18 protein-coding genes and 1 pseudogene are annotated in these 19054 nt (G+C 40.6%); 3 read left to right on the top strand and 16 right to left on the bottom strand.

What is annotated here, in order from left to right; genetic code table 11:
- Positions 1–3 precede the first annotated feature (3 nt).
- Together OCV96_RS16165 and OCV96_RS16160 are read right to left on the bottom strand one after the other, a co-directional pair.
- Complete coding sequence (locus tag OCV96_RS16165; RefSeq protein ID WP_262594940.1) at positions 4–1281, bottom strand: BMP family ABC transporter substrate-binding protein; 1278 nt, start codon at positions 1279–1281, stop codon at positions 4–6.
- Positions 1282–1535: 254 nt separating this feature from the next.
- Positions 1536–2114 carry a xanthine phosphoribosyltransferase gene (locus OCV96_RS16160; protein WP_117465164.1) on the bottom strand — a complete coding sequence of 193 codons (579 nt, stop codon included), beginning with the start codon at positions 2112–2114 and terminating at the stop codon, positions 1536–1538.
- 276 nt (positions 2115–2390) lie between these two features.
- Here OCV96_RS16160 and OCV96_RS16155 point away from each other — a divergent pair, with 276 nt between their 5' ends.
- From OCV96_RS16155 to OCV96_RS16145, 3 genes are all read left to right on the top strand, one after another.
- A complete protein-coding gene (locus OCV96_RS16155) occupies positions 2391–3251 on the top strand; it encodes an ATP-grasp domain-containing protein (protein ID WP_227064418.1) in 861 nt (286 codons plus the stop codon).
- A 104-nt stretch (positions 3252–3355) separates the two neighbouring features.
- On the top strand, positions 3356–4717 hold the full coding sequence (locus OCV96_RS16150) for a bifunctional folylpolyglutamate synthase/dihydrofolate synthase (protein WP_262594939.1): 1362 nt from the start codon (positions 3356–3358) through the stop codon (positions 4715–4717).
- Between the two features lie 79 nt (positions 4718–4796).
- Entirely contained in the window at positions 4797–5318 is a 522-nt protein-coding gene (locus tag OCV96_RS16145; protein ID WP_262594938.1) for a hypothetical protein, read from the top strand.
- Between the two features lie 65 nt (positions 5319–5383).
- On the opposite strand, the gene OCV96_RS16140 is transcribed toward OCV96_RS16145, so the two are convergent.
- The 14 genes and pseudogenes from OCV96_RS16140 to OCV96_RS16075 all read right to left on the bottom strand — a co-directional run bounded on the left by OCV96_RS16140 (position 5384) and on the right by OCV96_RS16075 (position 18799).
- On the bottom strand, positions 5384–6967 hold the full coding sequence (locus tag OCV96_RS16140) for an ArnT family glycosyltransferase (RefSeq protein WP_262594937.1): 1584 nt from the start codon (positions 6965–6967) through the stop codon (positions 5384–5386).
- Between the two features lie 126 nt (positions 6968–7093).
- Positions 7094–8143 (bottom strand): ORF6N domain-containing protein, encoded by a 1050-nt coding sequence (locus OCV96_RS16135; RefSeq protein ID WP_262594936.1) that lies wholly within the window; start codon positions 8141–8143, stop codon positions 7094–7096.
- 79 nt (positions 8144–8222) lie between these two features.
- Positions 8223–8501, bottom strand: a complete 279-nt coding sequence (locus OCV96_RS16130; protein ID WP_117466830.1) for a helix-turn-helix domain-containing protein — start codon at positions 8499–8501, stop codon at positions 8223–8225.
- 251 nt (positions 8502–8752) lie between these two features.
- Entirely contained in the window at positions 8753–9790 is a 1038-nt protein-coding gene (locus OCV96_RS16125; protein ID WP_118501534.1) for a helix-turn-helix domain-containing protein, read from the bottom strand.
- Between the two features lie 211 nt (positions 9791–10001).
- Positions 10002–12431, bottom strand: a complete 2430-nt coding sequence (locus OCV96_RS16120; protein WP_262594935.1) for an ABC transporter permease — start codon at positions 12429–12431, stop codon at positions 10002–10004.
- Positions 12428–13102, bottom strand: a complete 675-nt coding sequence (locus OCV96_RS16115) for an ABC transporter ATP-binding protein (RefSeq protein ID WP_117915037.1) — start codon at positions 13100–13102, stop codon at positions 12428–12430. The genes OCV96_RS16120 and OCV96_RS16115 overlap by 4 nt, the downstream gene beginning before the upstream one ends.
- 113 nt (positions 13103–13215) lie before the next feature.
- A complete protein-coding gene (locus OCV96_RS16110) occupies positions 13216–14481 on the bottom strand; it encodes a sensor histidine kinase (protein WP_117466776.1) in 1266 nt (421 codons plus the stop codon).
- Positions 14457–15146 carry a response regulator transcription factor gene (locus tag OCV96_RS16105; RefSeq protein ID WP_262594934.1) on the bottom strand — a complete coding sequence of 230 codons (690 nt, stop codon included), beginning with the start codon at positions 15144–15146 and terminating at the stop codon, positions 14457–14459. The genes OCV96_RS16110 and OCV96_RS16105 overlap by 25 nt, the downstream gene beginning before the upstream one ends.
- A gap of 20 nt (positions 15147–15166) precedes the next feature.
- Positions 15167–15712: pseudogene (locus OCV96_RS19660) on the bottom strand (hypothetical protein).
- A 50-nt stretch (positions 15713–15762) separates the two neighbouring features.
- Entirely contained in the window at positions 15763–16776 is a 1014-nt protein-coding gene (locus tag OCV96_RS16095; protein ID WP_262594933.1) for an ORF6N domain-containing protein, read from the bottom strand.
- A 142-nt stretch (positions 16777–16918) separates the two neighbouring features.
- The gene (locus OCV96_RS16090) at positions 16919–17284 is read right to left on the bottom strand and encodes a helix-turn-helix domain-containing protein (RefSeq protein ID WP_262594932.1); all 366 of its coding nucleotides are present in this window, start codon (positions 17282–17284) and stop codon (positions 16919–16921) included.
- Positions 17285–17357: 73 nt separating this feature from the next.
- Positions 17358–17594 (bottom strand): hypothetical protein, encoded by a 237-nt coding sequence (locus OCV96_RS16085; RefSeq protein WP_262594931.1) that lies wholly within the window; start codon positions 17592–17594, stop codon positions 17358–17360.
- Positions 17595–17827: 233 nt separating this feature from the next.
- Positions 17828–18229, bottom strand: coding sequence for a replication initiator protein A (locus OCV96_RS16080; RefSeq protein ID WP_262594930.1), 402 nt, complete (start codon positions 18227–18229; stop codon positions 17828–17830).
- Between the two features lie 213 nt (positions 18230–18442).
- Positions 18443–18799: a MobC family plasmid mobilization relaxosome protein gene (locus tag OCV96_RS16075; protein ID WP_262594929.1), complete on the bottom strand. Its 357-nt coding sequence runs from the start codon at positions 18797–18799 to the stop codon at positions 18443–18445.
- Positions 18800–19054 lie beyond the last annotated feature (255 nt).

Genomic DNA, 19054 nt, shown 5'->3' with positions numbered 1-19054 from the left:
CAATTAATACTGCTCATCCAACAGGTTGATTCCATCAATTCTTACATTGAAGTAAGGAGCGGAACGGAATGCAACATCGGACTCATGGAAGTATCCGTCACTTACTACCTCATGGTCGGGAGTATAATCAGGATCAGTATCAATATCAGCTTCATAGCTGTCCAGGGTCTTACCGTCTACAGTAAAGGTGGTGATATCATATACATGAGCCTTGCCTGCGATCAGATCAGCCTTTGCAGCTTCTACTGCTTCTGCGGTACCATCTGCTACAGCAGCACCAAGATCGCTCAGCTCTACAGAGCCGGTCTCCAGAGTACCACACCAATCGGTATCGATAGGAGTTCCATCTGCTACACATTTAATAGCATACTCAAAGTAAGGCTCCCAGTTAACTCTGGAAGATACCAGGAAGGTATTGGGGCAGGCTGCCTCAGTGCTTCCGTTGTAAGATACGTTGGGAACGCCTGCGGTCTCACATGCGGTAGGAGCACCCATGGAGTCTGCATGCTGGCTGATCAGTACACATCCGCCCTCGATCAGCTTGTTAGCTGCTTCCTTCTCAGCGGTCTCATCGTACCAGGAACCGGTAAAGGTTACATCCATGGTAACGCTGGGGCATACGGAACGGGCACCCAGGAAGAATGAGGTATAACCGGACATAACTTCTGCATATGTATAAGCACCTACATAACCCATCTTAGCCTGATCCTCGGTAATATCACCGTTAGCGATCATCTCATTCAGCTTCATGCCTGCAACGATACCTGCAAGGTAACGGCCATCATAAATGGAAGCAAATGCATTGTGGAAGTTGTCCAGACCCTCAGTATGAGCCTTGGTTCCGGTTGCATGGCTGAACTGAACATCGGGATATTCCTTAGCAGCCTCAATGATGTAGTCCTCATGTCCAAAGCTGTCTGCGAAAATGAAATTACAACCTGCATCAGCAAGCTCACAAGCTGCTTCATAAGCTTCCTGTCCTTCAGGAATATTGGTCTTGGTCATGTACTCAATGCCAAGCTTCTCACAAGCTGCCTTTGCTCCGTTCAGGAAGTTCAGATCATAAGTAGAGTTCTCATCATGCAGGAAAATAAAACCTGCCTTTACACCACTGACAGCTTCGCCATCAGCTGCTGCTTCAGTAGTAGCTGCCACCTCAGTAGTAGCTGCAACAGTTGCCGCATCTGTGCCGGTGGTAGCTGCATCATTGGATCCGCATCCTGCCAGAGCAGTAACTGCGAGAGCCATAGCTGCGAGTAAACTTACGACTTTCTTTTTCATAATTCTCCTCTTTCTGCGCTGCTGCTTCGTTACAGATCCATGTAGCAGCGCGGGCACAGATCTGCAGATAAACCGGTGAGTCAACGCAAAAAGGGTGTATGACACCTTCATACAACCCCTTTATTGTACTCTCTCAACATTAGTCAGTATAAGCATTTGTCTGACTTCTTGTCAAGAGAGGTATTAAATTTTTATTAACTCGTTTGCGAATGTGGTTCTGAGTAGTTATCTAACCTATCTAACTTATCTAACTATTAAGATCGAAATGTGATCTCTCCGGTCTTGTCATCCATGCTTTCCACAATAGCGAGCGACTCTACACGGATACCCTTGGAACGGATCAGGTCGCCGCCCTTCTGGAATCCCTTCTCAACGGCAATGCCGACACCCTCTACAGAAGCTCCCGCTTTATTGACAATGTCGATCAGACCCTCCAGTGCGCATCCGTTGGCCAGAAAATCATCAATGATCAGAATATGATCTTCCGGATGCAGGAATTTTTTGGAAACGATCACGTCATATACTCTCTTGTGCGTAAAGGATTCGATCTTGGTGGAATATACTTCACCGTCAATATTTACGGACTGGGACTTTTTTGCAAATACCACAGGCACATGAAAATGCTGGGCTGCCACACAGGCGATACCGATACCGGAAGCCTCCACAGTCAGAATCTTCGTAATCTTACGGTCTGCAAACAGATGCGCCCACTCTTTTCCCATTTCATTGAACAGATCAATGTCCATCTGATGATTCAGAAAAGAATCTACTTTTAATACATTCCCTGCTTTTACCGTACCGTCTTTGCGAATGCGCTCTTCGAGTAATTTCATTGTATGTCTCCTCTTTTGTTTCTTCTTAATATATTTTAATGATGTCGGGGTCAAAAGCCCCCGACTTTGATACCTACGAATTGCTTCGTGCTACGCACTACCACAATTCTACCCAATATTCGCATATCGTGGAATTATCATCCCACTTTTATGCTCTTATGTCTCTTATTATACGCAGGATATTAGTCCTTTTTCAATAGAAGAACTATATTTCTTGCTATTTTGACAACATTTTGCTATGTTAACCATGAGAATACTGAAATCACGAGGTGCCTTATGCCTATCAGAGGATATATCATAGAAAAATATAATACTATGACTAACGCTTATACCTGCAACCGTCTGGTACAGGAAGCTTCTGCCCTGGATATGAATCTTCAGATTGTAGGGATCCATGATACTGCGGTCTCTCCGCATGGTGTCATAAATCATGGTAAAATACTGGAACCCGTGGATTTTGTCATCAACCGCTATAAATGGGGACGGGAAAAGGATGCTATAAATGCACTTGCCACCCGAAGCTATAATCCATTAACTGCTTATAATATCTATATTAATAAATTTGAACAGGTACGAAGGCTTCATTCCAAAGCCTTTTTGATCCCGAAATATCTTCTGGGAACTTCACGGTTGCCTTTTTCTTCTATTGTAGAACAACTGGGCCTTCCCTTTGTCGGTAAAGGACTGGAAAGCTCCATGGGAGAGGAAATCGTCTGCATCCGGGATAAAGCTTCTTATGAGGAACTCTCTCTTAACTACCCTTCCTCCAAGGAATGGCTCTTCGAAGAATTTATCTCAGAAAGCTACGGCAGAGATCTGCGCTTTTACAGCATCCGCGGAGAAGCCGTTGCCTGTATGCAGCGCACATCCCAGGGGGATTTCCGTGCAAATGTAGCTCTGGGCGCTTCGGTAGAGCCTTACCCTGTCACTTCCGGCATCCGTACCATAGCCGCAGATATTTACGAGCAGACCGGACTGGATTTTCTGGGAATTGATCTGCTTTTTGGCAGAGAAAAACCTTATTTTTGCGAAATCAATGTCATGCCGGGACTGGAAGGTATTGAAAAGGCTTCCGGCATAAATGTTGCGGGAAAAATTATTGAGACGATACAATCTGACTTTACATCAAAGACTTAGTGTAAAAAATAGTTTTTTCATGCGCAAATATGTGCCTGCACAGTGTACGAAAATACATGATACTAAAGTATCTGGAAAATTGCAGGCTACAAAAAGGTATTTATATGAATAACACTTCCGAAACATCACTGCAATTTCATAAAATCACTACGCGTAAGGAGGCGGAAGACTTTGTCTATGCCTCTTATCTGCGAGCTGCCTCACATCAGGATTATGCTGCAAAGGACGCCAGAAAACGACACCCGGAACTGACCAGATCCCTGCTTTGGCAAAAATCCGTTACTCCCTGCATCGTTGTCACCGGAAGCAAGGGAAAAGGCTCCATTTCCAACATGATCTCCCGAATCCTGCAGACAAGATTCTCTGTGGGACTGATGACCAGCCCTCATATCACGGACTTTCGCGAACGCTTCCGTGTCAATGATACGATGATCAGTGAATCTGACTTCTGCCGTCTGATGACAGAGATCCAGCCAGAGATTCTGAATATTGCCTCTGATCTGCCGGAGTCAGTATGTATCAGTCCCATGGGAATCCAGGCCGATCTGGCACTGGCTTATTTTTCGGAAAAACATACGGATTTCAATGTACTGGAATGCGGTAAAGGTGCAAAATACGATGATGTGAATAATGTACGTCACAATTATGCCGTGATCAACCGGATTTTTCTGGAGCATACGAGGGAACTGGGTGATACGCTGACTGCCATTGCGGAAGATAAATCCCACGTTATCACCGGAGAGCAGAAGTGTGTCTATTTTGCGGAGCAGGAACCGGAAGTTCTGGAAGTTCTGCAGCGCCGTGCCGAAACTCTGCATATTCCCTATAAGATCTACGGTCGGGATTTTCATGCGGAAAACATCCGTTATACCTGCTTCGGAATGCAGTTTGATGTTGAAATCGGAGACAACATTTATGCGGATTTACAAATTCCGTTGCTGGGAGAACATCAGGCGAAAAACTGTGCTCTGGCACTTGCTGTGTGTGTGGATGTGCTGTCTGATCTGCGCAGGGAATCCGCAGTTTTTTCTTTGCCAGACATCCGGAAAAATCTGTCTCTGCTACACTGGCCGGGACGCATGGAAGTCCTGCGTTCCAAGCCGTTTGTTCTGCTGGATGCCTGTATCAATGCCACCAGCTGTGAGAATGTAAAGGAAGTCCTGCGACATCTGGGGGTTTGGAATTGCACTGTTATTGTGGGAATTCCGGAGGATAAGGATTATGCCGGTGTGGTCAGATCCATGAAAGGTATGGCAAACCGGATTATCCTCACCAGATCTGGGAATCCGCATTATCATTTTTCCCAAAAACAGCAGGAGACATTGGCAGAAGAAGATATTGGCACAATATGGACAGATTCCGTGAAACAGGCACTGACTCTGGCCGGTTCTTGTCCGGATCCCATTGTAATCTTGGGAACGACTTCGGTAATTTCCGAAGTAGAGCAGATTTTTCAGCAATCTTAACTTGCCCTCACCGGATACAGGTGCTACAATGAGGGCAAATAGAAGAGTAGCAAAACATTACGCAGAAAGGAGAAGTCCCATGACAGGTATTTACGGAATCAATTATTCTAATAATTATAGTCTAACCGGCAATTACGGATACGCTTATTCTACCGGTGCGGTATCTTCCGCACAGCCCGAAGAGAAGGGTATGGTGGTAAATCCCGGAAAATCCGATGTAGAAAAGCCTGGCAGAAAGTCTTCTCCCGCAGAATGCGAAACCTGCAAGAACCGGAAATATCAGGATGGTTCCAACGAAATGGTCTCCTTCAAATCTGCATCTCATATTTCACCACAGGCTTCCTCCTCCAGAGTTCGTGCCCACGAACAGGAGCATGTAACGAACGCTTACAACAAGGCCGCACAGAACAACGGCAAGGTTCTCTCCGCCACGGTGTCCCTGCGGACCGCGGTATGTCCCGAATGCGGCACCGTCTACACCGCCGGCGGCACCACCACGACCAAGATCAGTTACAGTGACGAGAGCAATCCTTACCAGCAAAATAAGAAATCTGCCGATGCCGCCATGCTGATTGGACGGAATCTGGATCTGAGTGCGTGAATGAAACATAATTTTTGACACGCGAAAGCCCCCACCTTTTATGTGAGGGCTTTTTTATTTTCATTTTAATACGCCACATACCAGTCCCGGCAGGGCAGGAGAGTGAATGCATCGAATTTTTCCGCATCTGTATAGTAAATGATATATATCTTATTTCTGTCGATGTGCTCCCAGTCGATTCCCATGGTGAAGCGGATTCCTTTTCCCAGAAAATCCTTCGGCTTGGGAGGTACATCGCTTAAGTTCCTGTTGGCAAGGTATTCTGCAGCGTCAATCTCTCCGTAGAGCAAAACACTGGGATATTTGATGGCATCTTCGATCTCGATCTCACGACCGCTTTCCGCCGCAATCTCCATGGCTTTCTGTACGGCTTCCTCGCTGCCTTCCTGAAAATAGGCACTGACCAGCTCTTTATAAGAAGTAAAATATGCCTTTTCAAACTGTACATTTTCCCCCAGCAGAAGTGCTGCCAAAAGAATGCTTACTGCAATTTTTCCATAGAAATTCACTTTTTTCCCCAGAAAATCTGTCAAAGAAGACACGCACAATGCTCCGCACAGAACAAGAGGAATATAGATGCAGTTGATCTGGGTCATTCCCACGGTAACCAGTAATCCCAGCAGCAATGCGCCGGTCAGTTGAAAGAATATCATCCATAATAATGTTGTCTGTCTCTTCTGTAAGGCTAGGATCAGGCGGATCACCAGTAAAAAAACTCCCAGAAAGATCAGTACTCTGGCTGTGATTCCGAAAAATCCAAACGGCATGATCACATCGTAGGGACGACCGATATCCTGCCGATACAGAAGATACAGCAGATTTTTGAAATTGTATAAAATATCACGGAAAGAGGATGCTATTTCATTCACTCTGAAATCCGTCATTACATAGACCGAAAAAGGGCCTATGGAGAACTCTGGGAGGATTCCTCTGTTTACCAGTAAAAACGCCAGCAACGGAAGTGCCAGTAATCCAATGATCACCACATGGATCACGAAGTATTTGTTGATCTTCAAAGTCTTTGTAAGAAATCCGTATCCCCATTCCAACAACAGAAGGAGTGGAACAATAGGCCAGATGGTCGCATAACAATACAGGCTCAGACCGTAAGAGAGTGCTGACAAAATAAGTAATCTCGGTTTTTTCAGACCATAGGCAAAAAAAGTCAGTCCAAAAAGCAGGAACCCGGGTGCCAGATTGGACTCCAGCCCCCATCTTGACATCATAATATGCCAGGGACATACACTGAGAAGAAGCATGGCCCACAGTCCGGCCGCTTCATCCACCATCTCTTTCATCAGAAAATAAACCGCCACCAGAGATAAAATTGCTACAATGGCCTGCGGTAGTCTTACTACCAGTGGAGTGATCTTACCTCCGGTGAACACCATAAAAGGAAGCATGAGATACGAGTTCAGCGCATTCTGTCCGCCTCCCCAGGACTCGAAATACACAGGATAGGAGTGTCCTGTGGAATCGATCCCACTGTGAAACAGTGAATATGCATTGAACGCTCCATAAGCCTCATCCATCTGATAGCCACCAGGTACGTTTCCAAGCTGCACCAGCCGCAATATAGAACCAAATACTAATATGAGACAAAACAATATGGTAGATTTATGTCGTTCTATTGCTTTCTTTAATGTCATAGGTCTTTTATATCCTTTTTACTTTCCAATATCCATTTGGGATGAATATTATTTTCTTCTGTTTTTTATTTTATCATATGGGATATTGGATTGTCTCTGTAAAAGTGAAAATTACTCTCTTTCCACCTACTGTGGTAAATTCAAAGTTGGATTTTTCAACAGTGTGGCAATAACCGGGGTATATTTAGATACTCCATAGTCTTCAACAATACTGGTTATTCTAGCCCCTGCATCCTTTGATGAAGCACCACATAAGAAAACTCTTTCATCAGTAGTTCCATAATCCAACACTATAAATCGATCATGAAATATACCGCCTGTCTTTTTCATTGATATTTTTACTGCTGGATATTCTTTGCAAAAATCCGTAAATTCTATATTATGAAGTTTATTATTTCCAACATTATCACTGAATAAAATAATAGCTACTCCAGCCGGAGAATTCTTAAGGTGTACCAGCGTCCTTAAGCCAATATAATTGTCAACGACATATATTGACGACTTTGCCTGCTTATAAATGGACTCATAAACTTCATCCGCACTACTGAACTTTGCATTAAACATGAGCCACTTCTCGTCATCATCTGAAACAAAGCTGTTCATCATGTCAGCTAACTCAGATTTTGTCACAACATCCTTCAATCCTTCTGCAACATCTGAAATCTGTTTTTCCAAAGATGTCATATTTGAATTGATTTTATTAATTTCTATTCTGTTGTTAGCAGTCTCCATGCTTAACTGAAGTATTTCCCGCTGACCTATTAAATCACGATTTTCTAATATGTAATCTTTCATTTTCTTAAAGGTTCTTATTAATGCCTTGCTCTGTTTAACAGCCAACGGTCCTTTCAAGACAGTCATCAGCATATATAATCCTTGCTCTGTAAATACATGAGGATTATAACGACTTTTTGAACTTATATTTGCGGTACAATTTTTGTACCGCAAATCTTCTAATTCCTCATCTGTCAATTCAAACATAAAATCTTCATCAAATTTTTCAATATTATTTTTTACCTGTCTATTAAATCCCTTCGTATCATAGCCATATATCTCTGCTAAATCAGCATCAAGCAATACCCTTTTACCCCTAATTTTATACAGTTTTTCTTTTAGATATTCTTCTGTTACTTCTATTACTGTAACATCGATTTCTTTCTTTTTATCTTCTGCCATAGAACTCCTCCATCCATTTGCGGTCAAAAAAATCGTCCGCAACTCTCATATAACATATTGCTGACATCAGCAAAATGGTCTATTCCTCTTTTTCCCTCAGTTTGTCATAATATGCTTTATACCTATAGATCGTCCTCTCACTGACATTGTTCCTCTTCGCAATTTCTACCATTGTCATGCCGCTCTCATACCCAACAACAAAATCATTATATATTGCCATCCACTTGGCGTTATGTTTCTGACGACCGCTTAACTTACGATTTCTGTAATACTCCAATTCCTCCCGAAGTTTTGCATTCTCTTTTTCCAACTCCTCAATTCTTTTTAATGCCTCTTCAATATTTATAACTTTATCCATCTTAATGTTCCTCCAATATGCCATTTTCATTTTGTCTATATCATATCAATCAAGCTTCTATATGTCAATTTGATTTTGTCATCAATTAATTCTAAGCATAAAAAAGGAACCGATCTCTCGATTCCTTCTCATTCCTATATTCTCTTTACTATTTCTTCCTCGTCAACAGGCACACCGTCTCACAGAACATATTTTATCGCAAGACTTTTAAAAATGGAATAGATTTTACCAAACGACAGTTTTCAAAAAACTTATCTGTCAAAAATTAATTTCTCCCACGGTTCATATCCTGCCATGTAGCCGAATTCTTCCTCCTTTCTGAATCCTTCAAGAAGTTTTTCTTTTACACCATCTAATATAGCTTCATCAATATCTCTGAACTTCATATGCTTATATAAACCGGACTTTCTAAAATCATACATAGTACCCACATTATCAAGAAGATGTTTTACCACCTTATATGTTCCCTCTACATCTTTCCCTGCACATACAATATCAAGCATTGGCGAATACTCATTATATTTTCCCATTTCCAATGTATGTGCAACTGCCTGTACCTTCCCTGACAAAAATCTCGCATAACCGATATCATTTTCCCGCAATGCCAGTCCCGCCATTGTGGAAAGAACAAAATTAAGTGTACTAAAGCCGGAAAAAATAATATTTTCATATTTTTCATATGCTTCTTTGATTTTTCCCTGCTTCTGGAGTAATCTTCCCTGATAATAACTTTTCATAGGATCGTATTCTGAAAAATAGTCCAGATATTTTTCTGCCTTGGTGTAATCCTTCTTACGTAAATAAAATCCAAATAAGGAATCTGCTGCATGATGCTGTATCTCTTCATTCTCATCATGTAGTGCCAGCTCATACCATGCGTTAATCTGCTTATCATATTTTTCCTGATTCGTGCATTTATCCGTTATTCTTCTTGCATCAAGCATTACCGCAGTCTGCCAGATAAGCATATTACAATTCGGATATTCCTTTATAAGTCTCAATGCCCATTCATAAGTCTTTTCATAGCCTTCTTCTGAAAACATCCTGTCCATCTTCCTGATAATTTCTTCGATTTCAGTATCTGAAAGTTTTTCATGAAAAGAAAGTAATGTATCAAGTGAAATATCAAGCAGTCTTGCAATTGGTGCCAGCAGTTCAATATCCGGCTTGGAATTACTATTCTCCCATTTGTTTACAGCCGGTGTCGTCACGCCTAATCTGTTTGCCATCTCCTCCTGCGTCATACCAGCTTCTTTTCTGTATTTTTTTATAACAACGCCTATATCCATTTGCTTCATCTCCTAAAAAATTCAAAAGCTTTTGTATACTCAGCATATCAGATTCATATAGATTGCTCAATTGAACAGTGTTTAATTTCTATTCAATTTAATTAACCAGTAGGAAATGTTGCTAAAATACTGTTTAGATTTATCATACATACAAAATGGAAGTTATCTATTTCTCCTCTTCGTTAAGACCTAGTTCATTACATATTACTTGCTATCCCTGATACCTTATTCTTTCAACCAGCGTTTCCTTTTTCAGATTACTGCTTAAAACACAGGAAAGCACAATTTGTAGAATACCAACCAGAAGAATCATAACAAGAATCGGGATAAGAGGAACGTGATAAACGTTCATTCCAAAAATCCCATTATGCTTCGCATAGGAAAACAGTGCATAGCCAAGGGGCAGACCGGCAGCAAGTGCGACGCAGATGGTGCCAACCGTAAAAAGCAAGCCCTGTATTTGTAAGATCAGATTCAACTGCTTATTGGTCATGCCTACCGCTTGCAGCACACCGTATTCCTGCTTCTTCGTGGTGATATTGATGATCATGGTGTTTGCCAGATTCATAAACCCAATGAGACCGACAATTGCCATGAACAGATAACAGCCGAGCTTCATCATACGGCTTGTGTATTCTGCATATTGTAACTGTGCATGATAGGTATCCATTTTTATATGCGAAGTATTAGAAATCAAAGTATTCAGACTCTGTTCCACAGATGCAATATCTTTTTTATCACAGTCCACCCACAGATAGCCATAGGCTGTTCCCCTCGGATTCATGGAACGGTATACACCTTCCGGAATGACAAGATAAGTGTCCGCGCTTACAAAGGATCCTGCAATCTTTCCCTGATAGGTATAGGTTTCACTTCCATTCTCAAAGTCAAATGCAATGGATTCACCCGGAGCATATCCATCTTGTTCCATCCACGTCGACCAGCCAAAGAAAATTTCACCATTCTTTACCGCCTGATCATAGTCCATAGAGCCAATATCCCCGTCTTGGCGCATAAAATCAAAATCATTTTTACTCACAACAGCAGCCGGAAATCTTGTTCCGTTCAGATTTACAGAGACAATCTCTCTCGTCATGACATCTGTCACTCCCGGAATGCTTTTGATTTCTTCAATCAGCGAATCATTCAATGGATTATCCGTCAGAATCGTATCCAGATTATTCTCCGGATAGGCTTCATCATAATTCTGGGAATAATCCAGCTGCAACTCAAATTGTCCATAGTTGATTGCAATCCGCGCCTCGTGCTCCGTGTCAATATTCCCAACATAATTAGAGATAATTACAAACAATACACAGGAAAGCCCCATGGTAAGAATCGTAGCAATGGTTCTTTTCGGATTGCCTGTCACATTTGCCATTGCCATGGAGAAAACGGTGACATCTTTTCTGCCTTTTCGTCTGCCCTGTTTTTGCGTTTTGGAGCCGTCAAGATACCGTGTCGCTTCGATGGGTGAAATCCGGGAAACAATTTTCATGGGTTTGCGCAGAGCCAAAACGACCGTAAGAAACGATACAAAAATGCAGATGAGCATAATTGTCAGTGAAAACAGAGGCACCTGATGGTTCTTGATTCCGGACAATACCAGATTTCCCTGCTCCACCAGCCAGTTGAAGCCGACTTTTGCAATCAGGAAACCAAACAGCAGCCCCAGCGGTATCGAAGGAACCGCCAGAAGAATGCCCTCACGAAAGATCAACTGCTTCATCTGCTTTCTGGTTGCACCCAGCGCCTTGATTTTTCCGTACTCCTGAACCTTCTGGGCGATCCCGACCTGGAAGATATTATAAATGACCACAACGGAAAACAGCACGATTCCGAGGATCAGGGTTCCACAAACCACAATCATTTCATAGCTCGGCTGCAATACCCACTGCAGGTAGAGGTCATTGATGATCACGTTTTTCTGGTCAATGCCGCAGGAATCCGCGATTTCTTTTATAACAGGCGCAACATTATTCATAGATACATTTGCAGAATCGCTCAAGGTAAAATAGATATTATATTGCCTGTCACCCTCCGCAACACGCTCATTATAAAAATCCTGCGAACCGAATACAACATAGGAAGCCTCGATGGTATATTCATCCCGGTCATATAAAATCCCGCTGACAGTAAATTCCACCGGTGCGTATTCCGACTGCATGCCGGAACGGTACTCCAATGTTACGGTGTCTCCGACCTTTACATCATGGTATCCCACTGCATCAAAGAAAGCGCGTCCTGCGGCAATTTCCTGCACCTTTTCCGGATAGGTACCTTCCTTCAACACATATTCCTGATTATAGGGAAGCATTTTCCTGACCGTTTCATCCGCACTGACAAAGCCGCCATTTTCATTTCCTTTCAGGATGCCCTCCGTACACATGATGCCGATATCAGATATCTCAGCTCTGCGTTCCACTTCTTTTAATTGCGTACCATCTGCGGCGATAAACAGGCCGTAGTTGCTTCCGTATGAGCTTGCCGCCTGACTTTTCTGCAAACGTATCATTCCATTTCCCACAGTACTGATGATAACAAGCAGCATCGTGGTCAGACAGATTGCCATCATGATCAGTATACTTCTTGTCCTGTTCCTTTTGTCATTGTTATATGCAATCCTGCTTATTGTCTTCATCTGAAATCCACCACCTGTCCGTCCTCAATCACCAGAATACGGTCAGCGACCTGTGCAATTTCGTCATCATGGGTAATCATTACAATTGTCTGTCCATATTTTTTTGCTGTCATCTTAAGCAGAGCGATTACCTCATCACTGGTCTTAGAATCAAGATTGCCTGTCGGCTCATCTGCAAATATAATTTCCGGACGATTCACCAGTGCTCTTGCAATTGCTACTCTCTGCTGCTGTCCTCCGGATAACTGATTTGGCAGATTATAAATCCGGTTTTCAATCCCCAGAGTTGCAATAATATCATTTACATACACTTCATCCACTTTTCTTCCATCCAGCCCCAGTGGCAGTACAATATTTTCCCAGACATTAACAGATGAAACCAGATTAAATGCCTGAAAAACAAATCCGATTTTTCTTCTGCGGAAAACAGCAAGGGCATCTTCCTTCATCCTGTATAAATCTTTCCCTGCTAAAGTAACACTGCCTTTTGTCGGGGTGTCTAGCCCTCCAAGCATATGAAGTAATGTACTTTTACCGGAACCTGACTTTCCAACAATTGCGACAAATTCTCCCTGCTCAATCTGAATGTCCACCTGATTGACCGCTTTGACCTGATTCTCACCTGCGCCATAAAACTTACAAAGCTGCTTGGTTTCTAATATCACACTCATGTGTTGCCTCCTTTTCATCCTACATCCAAATTGTATCAGGACAATCTTTCATTTCACTTTCAAAAAACGAGCAGAATTCTTACAGAATTGTAAGATTTCTGCTCACTTAAAATTTAACCAACATATGGTAATTGAATCACAAACGTGCTTCCTTTTTTCTTTTTGCCGGAGGTTACCGTAATCGTACCTGCGTGTTTTTCGATAATTTCTCTCGATAGAAAAAGTCCGATTCCTGTACCACTCTTTTCCATGACCTCCTTGGAACTTCCTCTGTAAAATCGTTGAAAAATTTTGTGATACTCATTCTGCGGAATACCAATTCCCTGATCCTCAATTTCCATTCTTACAAGATCGTTTCTTTTTTGTAATCGGATAAATATTTTTGAACCACCCGGACTGTACTTGACCGCATTATCCAGAACGTTAATCACAGCTTCACCAAGCCATCTTTTATCCTGCATAACCATGCATGTTTCCAGCTCTTTTGCATAGTCAAAAACGAATTCAATTTCTTTCTCATCCGCTTTTGGATAAGTACAGTTCACAGCAGATATGACAGTATCCATAAGCGGAAGTTTTTTCTTATTAATCTGAATCAGTCCAGTTTCCATCTTGGATATTTCAAGAAGCGACTGCAATAATGTCTCCAGTCCATCCAGAGCACTCCGACAACGGATACGAAACTCCTCTTGTTCTGTGGCACTTAAGTCATTCTGCATCAGCACACTAAAACATGTATCCAAAGCTGCAACCGGTGTCTTTAACTGGTGAGAGATATCAGAAACCATTTCTTTTGTGCTCTCTTTTTCTTCCCGTGCTTCTTCCTTTAGCAGCTGAATATGATGTCCGATTGCTTCAAGCTGGTCATTCAATTTTTCCAGTTCAGCATGATTTTCCGTTTTCAGTAAATCATCAAATTTATTTTCACGGAATCTGATCAGAATTTCTTCCAACTGGTCTAAAATTTTCTGATGACACGCATCTTCTTTTTTCTTCCAATAAAGTAAAAAAGTCAAAAGAAGCATGCATATCACAGTGCTTACAGCACCGGTCACCATAATCTGATGCCGGAATTGCAAATAAAATGCATTCCCTTTATTACCCCAGTATCCATATTGCTCCAATAATTGCCTTCCTTGTTCGTTGGTTTCAATATCCTTATCCTTAAGCAATTCCGAAACAGCATCCAGCCCGGAAAATTCTTCCTTTGCAGCAATCTCTGTCATAAGATTCATTTTATATTTATAATCTTCATAAAACACATATGTGGTAAAGCAATTTAATATTGCAAACAATACTATGACAGGCAATACCAAGGAGAGCGCTACTGTGATTTTCTTGCGATATCTCTTTGTCACTGCCTTACCTCCTGATTCCATATATACCCAAGACCTCTGATATTCTTTATATAGACCGGTGCAGCCGGATTGTCTTCGATTTTCTCACGGAGTCTTCTGACATTAACAGCGATTGTATTTTCATCCACAAAATCCCCTTCCAGATCAAACACATTTTCCAATATTTGTGTTTTTGAAAGAATCTGTTTCGGATTCTGAAGAAAAAAAGTCAGCATTTTCAACTCCGTTTTCGTCAGACTGATTTCACGACTCTTTATCAGGACTTTCATTTCTCCTGCGATAAATACGATATCTCCGGAAATCATCTTTCCGGCTTCCGTTTTCTCCTGTCTGCGGCGGAAATGTGCTTCTATTTTCAAAAGAAGTACTGAAAGACTAAACGGCTTTGTAATATAATCATCTGCCCCTGCTTCATATCCCATGACCTGATCCATCTCCTGATCTAGTGCTGTAAGACAAATAATGTATGTATTATAATTGCATCTCATCCACCTTACAAATTCCAGTCCATTCCCATCCGGAAGATTCACATCACAAATGGTAACATCCACATTATGATCACTTGCAATTCTTTTCGCTTTTTTCACTGATTCTGCTGAAAAAACCTCATATCCGGATTTTTTCAGTGAAAATGTAATTCCACGATTTAAATTTTCATCATCTTCAACCACGAGTATACCTGGCATAGCATCTGCACCTCTCTTTATTAACTATTCATCTTAAAATGCTTCAATGCCTTCACAATTGCACTCTCTTTATCTTCTGGACACTGCGGTTGCCTGCTATCTTCATTTTTAGGTAAATTATAATTCTTTCCAACCTCAATTCCGCATTTTCTCTTTACCTGTGAGATATACAGATTGGAAACCTTCATGCCGGCATTATGTTCAGCCACATACTTCTTTATCTCATCATATGTAGCCTTAGTCTCTGCAGATGTTATATCCATATCATCAAATTCAATCGCGACATTAATGTAATCATCCGGCTTTTATTTCAGTTGGGACAAAAGAACAACCGTCTCATTTTGCGCATCATTGTCCAAACTTAGTGTAAACTCTTTTTCTATAATCGGCAACTTAAACTCTATAGATTTTAGCCACTGACCATTCTCTTTCCGTTCTTCATAAATCTGTATATTATCCACTAAGGCTTTCATTTTGGTTTTCTGTGCTTCCAGTGAATATCCATCTATCTGCATAGCTGTTGAGACACGAGTGTAGAGATACACTTTTATCTTCTCTTTAGGCATTCTTATCACCCCATATCATCAATCTTGCGGTCGAAAAAATCGACCGCAAGTCATATCTGTTTATCCGGCAACAAAAGTAATCTATCTATTACCGGATGAATAATTGCGTTTTCTGTAATTTGATTAATTGCGCAAAGTTTCTTCCCTGCATCTTTACTTGATGCCCCGCAGTGATAAACCAGTTCTGTCTCCTCACCATAATCAAGTACAATTAACCTGTCGTGGCATTCGGGATTAGGCTTAATTCGAAGAGAAGGATATTCATTTTGAAAATCTGTCACTAAAGATTTTGTAAGAAATCCCTTCCTACCTTTTCCATTTTCTGTGAATAAAACAACCTCCACACCATTAGCCTTCTGTGAAAGATGTTGTAATGATTTTGCATTCATATAATCATCCACAACATAGATTGATTTCTTTGCTTGCTGATAGATTTCTATGTAAGCAATGTCGGCTTCTAACTTCTGACCTTTATAAATCACAAAATTCTTGACATCTTTTTCAGAAATAAAATTCTCACTTAGCTGTTCAACATTCTTTTGAATCAAATCAACCTTTTGGTCTGTTTGTTTCTGTTTATCTATTAACCCAGCTGTCTGCACTGATATTTCAGTAACTTTAGATGATAGTAACTCCATTTCAGATCTTGTTACAAATTGCTGGTTCTGTTTAATATAATGTCGCATTTCTCTAAAGGTACGCATAATAAAAATGCTTTGCTGCTCTGCTAATTCTCCGCGAAGTACTGTAGCAAGCATATAGATTCCTTGCTCTGTAAACGCAAAAGGCATCTTTTTAATATTGGATCCCTGTCCATTACTCTTTTCGTTCAAAGTCGCAAATTGCGACTTTGAAAATCCCTCCGGTATTTCTTCTTTATTTAGTTGAAACATGAAATCCTCTGGAAATCTACTAATGTTCCGCTTCACCTGCTCATTTAATCGTTTGACTTCATATCCATAGATTTCTGCTAAATCTTTATCCAGCATTACCTGCTGTCCGCGAATTATATACACTTTACTACAAATATCATCTGTAGTAATCAATTCCTTTGTATCTTCCATTTTTCCTCCTACCAAACCGGTTATTAGTTCCGTCAGATTGATTTTTCAATTCCATTTCATGAAGTCACAAATTGTGACTTCATGGATTTTTGATTCAAGGTGCAGTTAATTCACCTTGAACGTTAACGCAACTTGAGATTAATCAATCCTCCACAATACTCTCCAGCTGTTGCAACTTCTGCAAGGCCTTTATATACGCCATCAGTCGTTTATACTGCTCATCACCTAGACTATGTATCTGTTCTAAAATCTTAATATCCGCCCTAGTGACTTCATAATCCATATCTGCATCTTTATATTCCGGGTCAATTCCCTTCCCCGTTAAAAGCTGTTCAGGAGTAATATATAATGCATCACATATTGAAAGCAAACAATCCGCTTTTGGATTTGTCTTTTTCTTTTTCCAGTCACTGATGTTACTCGTTGCAATTCCAGTTCTTCTTGAGAGTTCCAACTGCGTTATGTTCTTCTGCTCCATCACATAAAAAATTCTTTCACTGATAATCATTATTTTTCCTCCACCAACATTTCATGTGTATCCGTATTTTGTAATTTTAATATCCGTCTTTACGGTTATAATATCATGCGACAGCTTTTATTTCAATAGAGATTTTTGTATTTCTGAATTTTACTATATTCTTCGGTTTATAAAATTCAACATACAGCTGTTTAATTCTTTTCATGAGAAGATAATGATCCGGATCTGGCAAACTATCCAAATCCATCACTTCTGCATACTTTGCTACCATTTCTCCGATAAAATTTGCCAAATCACTCCATGCATCTCTTTCTTTTAGAACCACTTTATTCTTAACCATAATTAAAATCCTTTCTGACATTGTCATTGAAATCCATAGTGATGTCCTTTCATTCCCTGATAGGATAAGATAGATATTATTAAAATTAGTATTGTTATTATAAGTTTTATTAGGCTTTTATTTCTACAGTTCTAAATACGTAAGAATCAAAACTCTGTGGGTGCATTAATCAAAATTCTCAGATGTGATTTTCACCCCTCTTCTGTTTTGATTTTTTCCTATGTAGATATCCCTCAAAATACTTTTTTAAGATACAACTTGTTAGGCTTACCCAGTCCTTGTCTCTTTCGCTCAAGTGCTCCCGCCTTCTCCAGCTCATCCAATAGTTTGCAGGCTTTTTGAGTGCCACAATTCAAATCCTCACAAACGCTTTTTACCGAATAATAGATAAACATCCTTCCTTTGTCATCAATCCATCCATTTTTTATAGATAGAGAAACACGGTCTAAAAAGAATGAATATAAAAGTTTTGCATCTCCGGATAACTTCGCAAAACACACATTATCCACCAAGCATTTTGGTAATCTGAAAAAAGTAAACTTTTCTTCACCAGTACAATAATCACTATTCAGCATAATACCCGCATCCTCCATTACGTTTCTTTCAGATACTTGTCCTTTTTCTAAATTTTCCATAACTTCAATCCTTCCTTCTTTACATTTTGCAAATTTAAAACGCTTTCTCAATTTGAACATCGGCTTGCCAAAATCATTCTCCAAATGCTATTTCACAAATTGGCAAGCAGTGCCCCGGTATATACCCGGCGCATTTTTGCTTGTTGGGGAAAATGCCCCAATCCCCTCGAACTGCGGATAAACCGCAGAGCCACGCTAACGCTTTTTATCAATTCACTTTCTCTTCTTTGAATCTTCCTCATATAGATGAATAACTGCTTCAAGTGCCTTTTTCAGAAGTTCTGTTTGCTCATTATTCATCATTTTTATTTCTGCAATATCCTCTTCATATAGCTTCCCCGTTTCATTTGCTTTCTTAGCATACTGATTGAGATTATTACTAATCCTTGTATGTAAAGATATTACCCGGTTCAAATCAGGCCATTCAGGGATTATTACATACCCGTTTAACGCCATCTTTCTGATATACGCACTCATATTTTGAACTCCGGCTTCCTTCATCCGATCATGCAGTATTTCCACCTCCTCTGGTTTAAATTTCACATAGATTCCTTTTGAATACTCTTTCACTTTGCATTTCCTCCTGTTCTCTAATTTTTTGCAATAAAAAAAGGAACTGATTTTACTCAATTCCTTTCATGTTGCCTTAACCTGCTAAGAGGCTTCGCTCTTACCCATGATAATATTACTTCAGCTATAATAAAAATAAAAGTGGCTACATATTAGTTTTTTAATAGTTTTATGCGTAAATTTATTAGTTTTTTATGCCACTATAATAACATGCCTGTTTCATCAGCACAAGTATTGAAACCGTAGTCAAATAGT

It is taken from the genome of Waltera acetigignens (assembly GCF_025567015.1).
GTDB lineage: Bacteria > Bacillota > Clostridia > Lachnospirales > Lachnospiraceae > Acetatifactor > Acetatifactor acetigignens.
This window is presented reverse-complemented; position numbering and strand designations above follow the sequence as displayed.

Coding starts and splice junctions, on each gene's coding strand:
- OCV96_RS16160 (WP_117465164.1), bottom strand. CDS start 2,114: ATGAAATTACTCGAAGAGCGCATTCGCAAAGACGGTACGGTAAAAGCA.
- OCV96_RS16120 (WP_262594935.1), bottom strand. CDS start 12,431: ATGAAGACAATAAGCAGGATTGCATATAACAATGACAAAAGGAACAGG.
- OCV96_RS16080 (WP_262594930.1), bottom strand. CDS start 18,229: ATGGAAAATTTAGAAAAAGGACAAGTATCTGAAAGAAACGTAATGGAG.
- OCV96_RS16150 (WP_262594939.1), top strand. CDS start 3,356: ATGAATAACACTTCCGAAACATCACTGCAATTTCATAAAATCACTACG.
- OCV96_RS16140 (WP_262594937.1), bottom strand. CDS start 6,967: ATGACATTAAAGAAAGCAATAGAACGACATAAATCTACCATATTGTTT.
- OCV96_RS16085 (WP_262594931.1), bottom strand. CDS start 17,594: ATGGTTAAGAATAAAGTGGTTCTAAAAGAAAGAGATGCATGGAGTGAT.
- OCV96_RS16165 (WP_262594940.1), bottom strand. CDS start 1,281: ATGAAAAAGAAAGTCGTAAGTTTACTCGCAGCTATGGCTCTCGCAGTT.
- OCV96_RS16095 (WP_262594933.1), bottom strand. CDS start 16,776: ATGGAAGATACAAAGGAATTGATTACTACAGATGATATTTGTAGTAAA.
- OCV96_RS16145 (WP_262594938.1), top strand. CDS start 4,797: ATGACAGGTATTTACGGAATCAATTATTCTAATAATTATAGTCTAACC.
- OCV96_RS16130 (WP_117466830.1), bottom strand. CDS start 8,501: ATGGATAAAGTTATAAATATTGAAGAGGCATTAAAAAGAATTGAGGAG.
- OCV96_RS16105 (WP_262594934.1), bottom strand. CDS start 15,146: ATGCCAGGTATACTCGTGGTTGAAGATGATGAAAATTTAAATCGTGGA.
- OCV96_RS16110 (WP_117466776.1), bottom strand. CDS start 14,481: ATGGAATCAGGAGGTAAGGCAGTGACAAAGAGATATCGCAAGAAAATC.
- OCV96_RS16115 (WP_117915037.1), bottom strand. CDS start 13,102: ATGAGTGTGATATTAGAAACCAAGCAGCTTTGTAAGTTTTATGGCGCA.
- OCV96_RS16090 (WP_262594932.1), bottom strand. CDS start 17,284: ATGATTATCAGTGAAAGAATTTTTTATGTGATGGAGCAGAAGAACATA.
- OCV96_RS16135 (WP_262594936.1), bottom strand. CDS start 8,143: ATGGCAGAAGATAAAAAGAAAGAAATCGATGTTACAGTAATAGAAGTA.
- OCV96_RS16125 (WP_118501534.1), bottom strand. CDS start 9,790: ATGGATATAGGCGTTGTTATAAAAAAATACAGAAAAGAAGCTGGTATG.
- OCV96_RS16155 (WP_227064418.1), top strand. CDS start 2,391: ATGCCTATCAGAGGATATATCATAGAAAAATATAATACTATGACTAAC.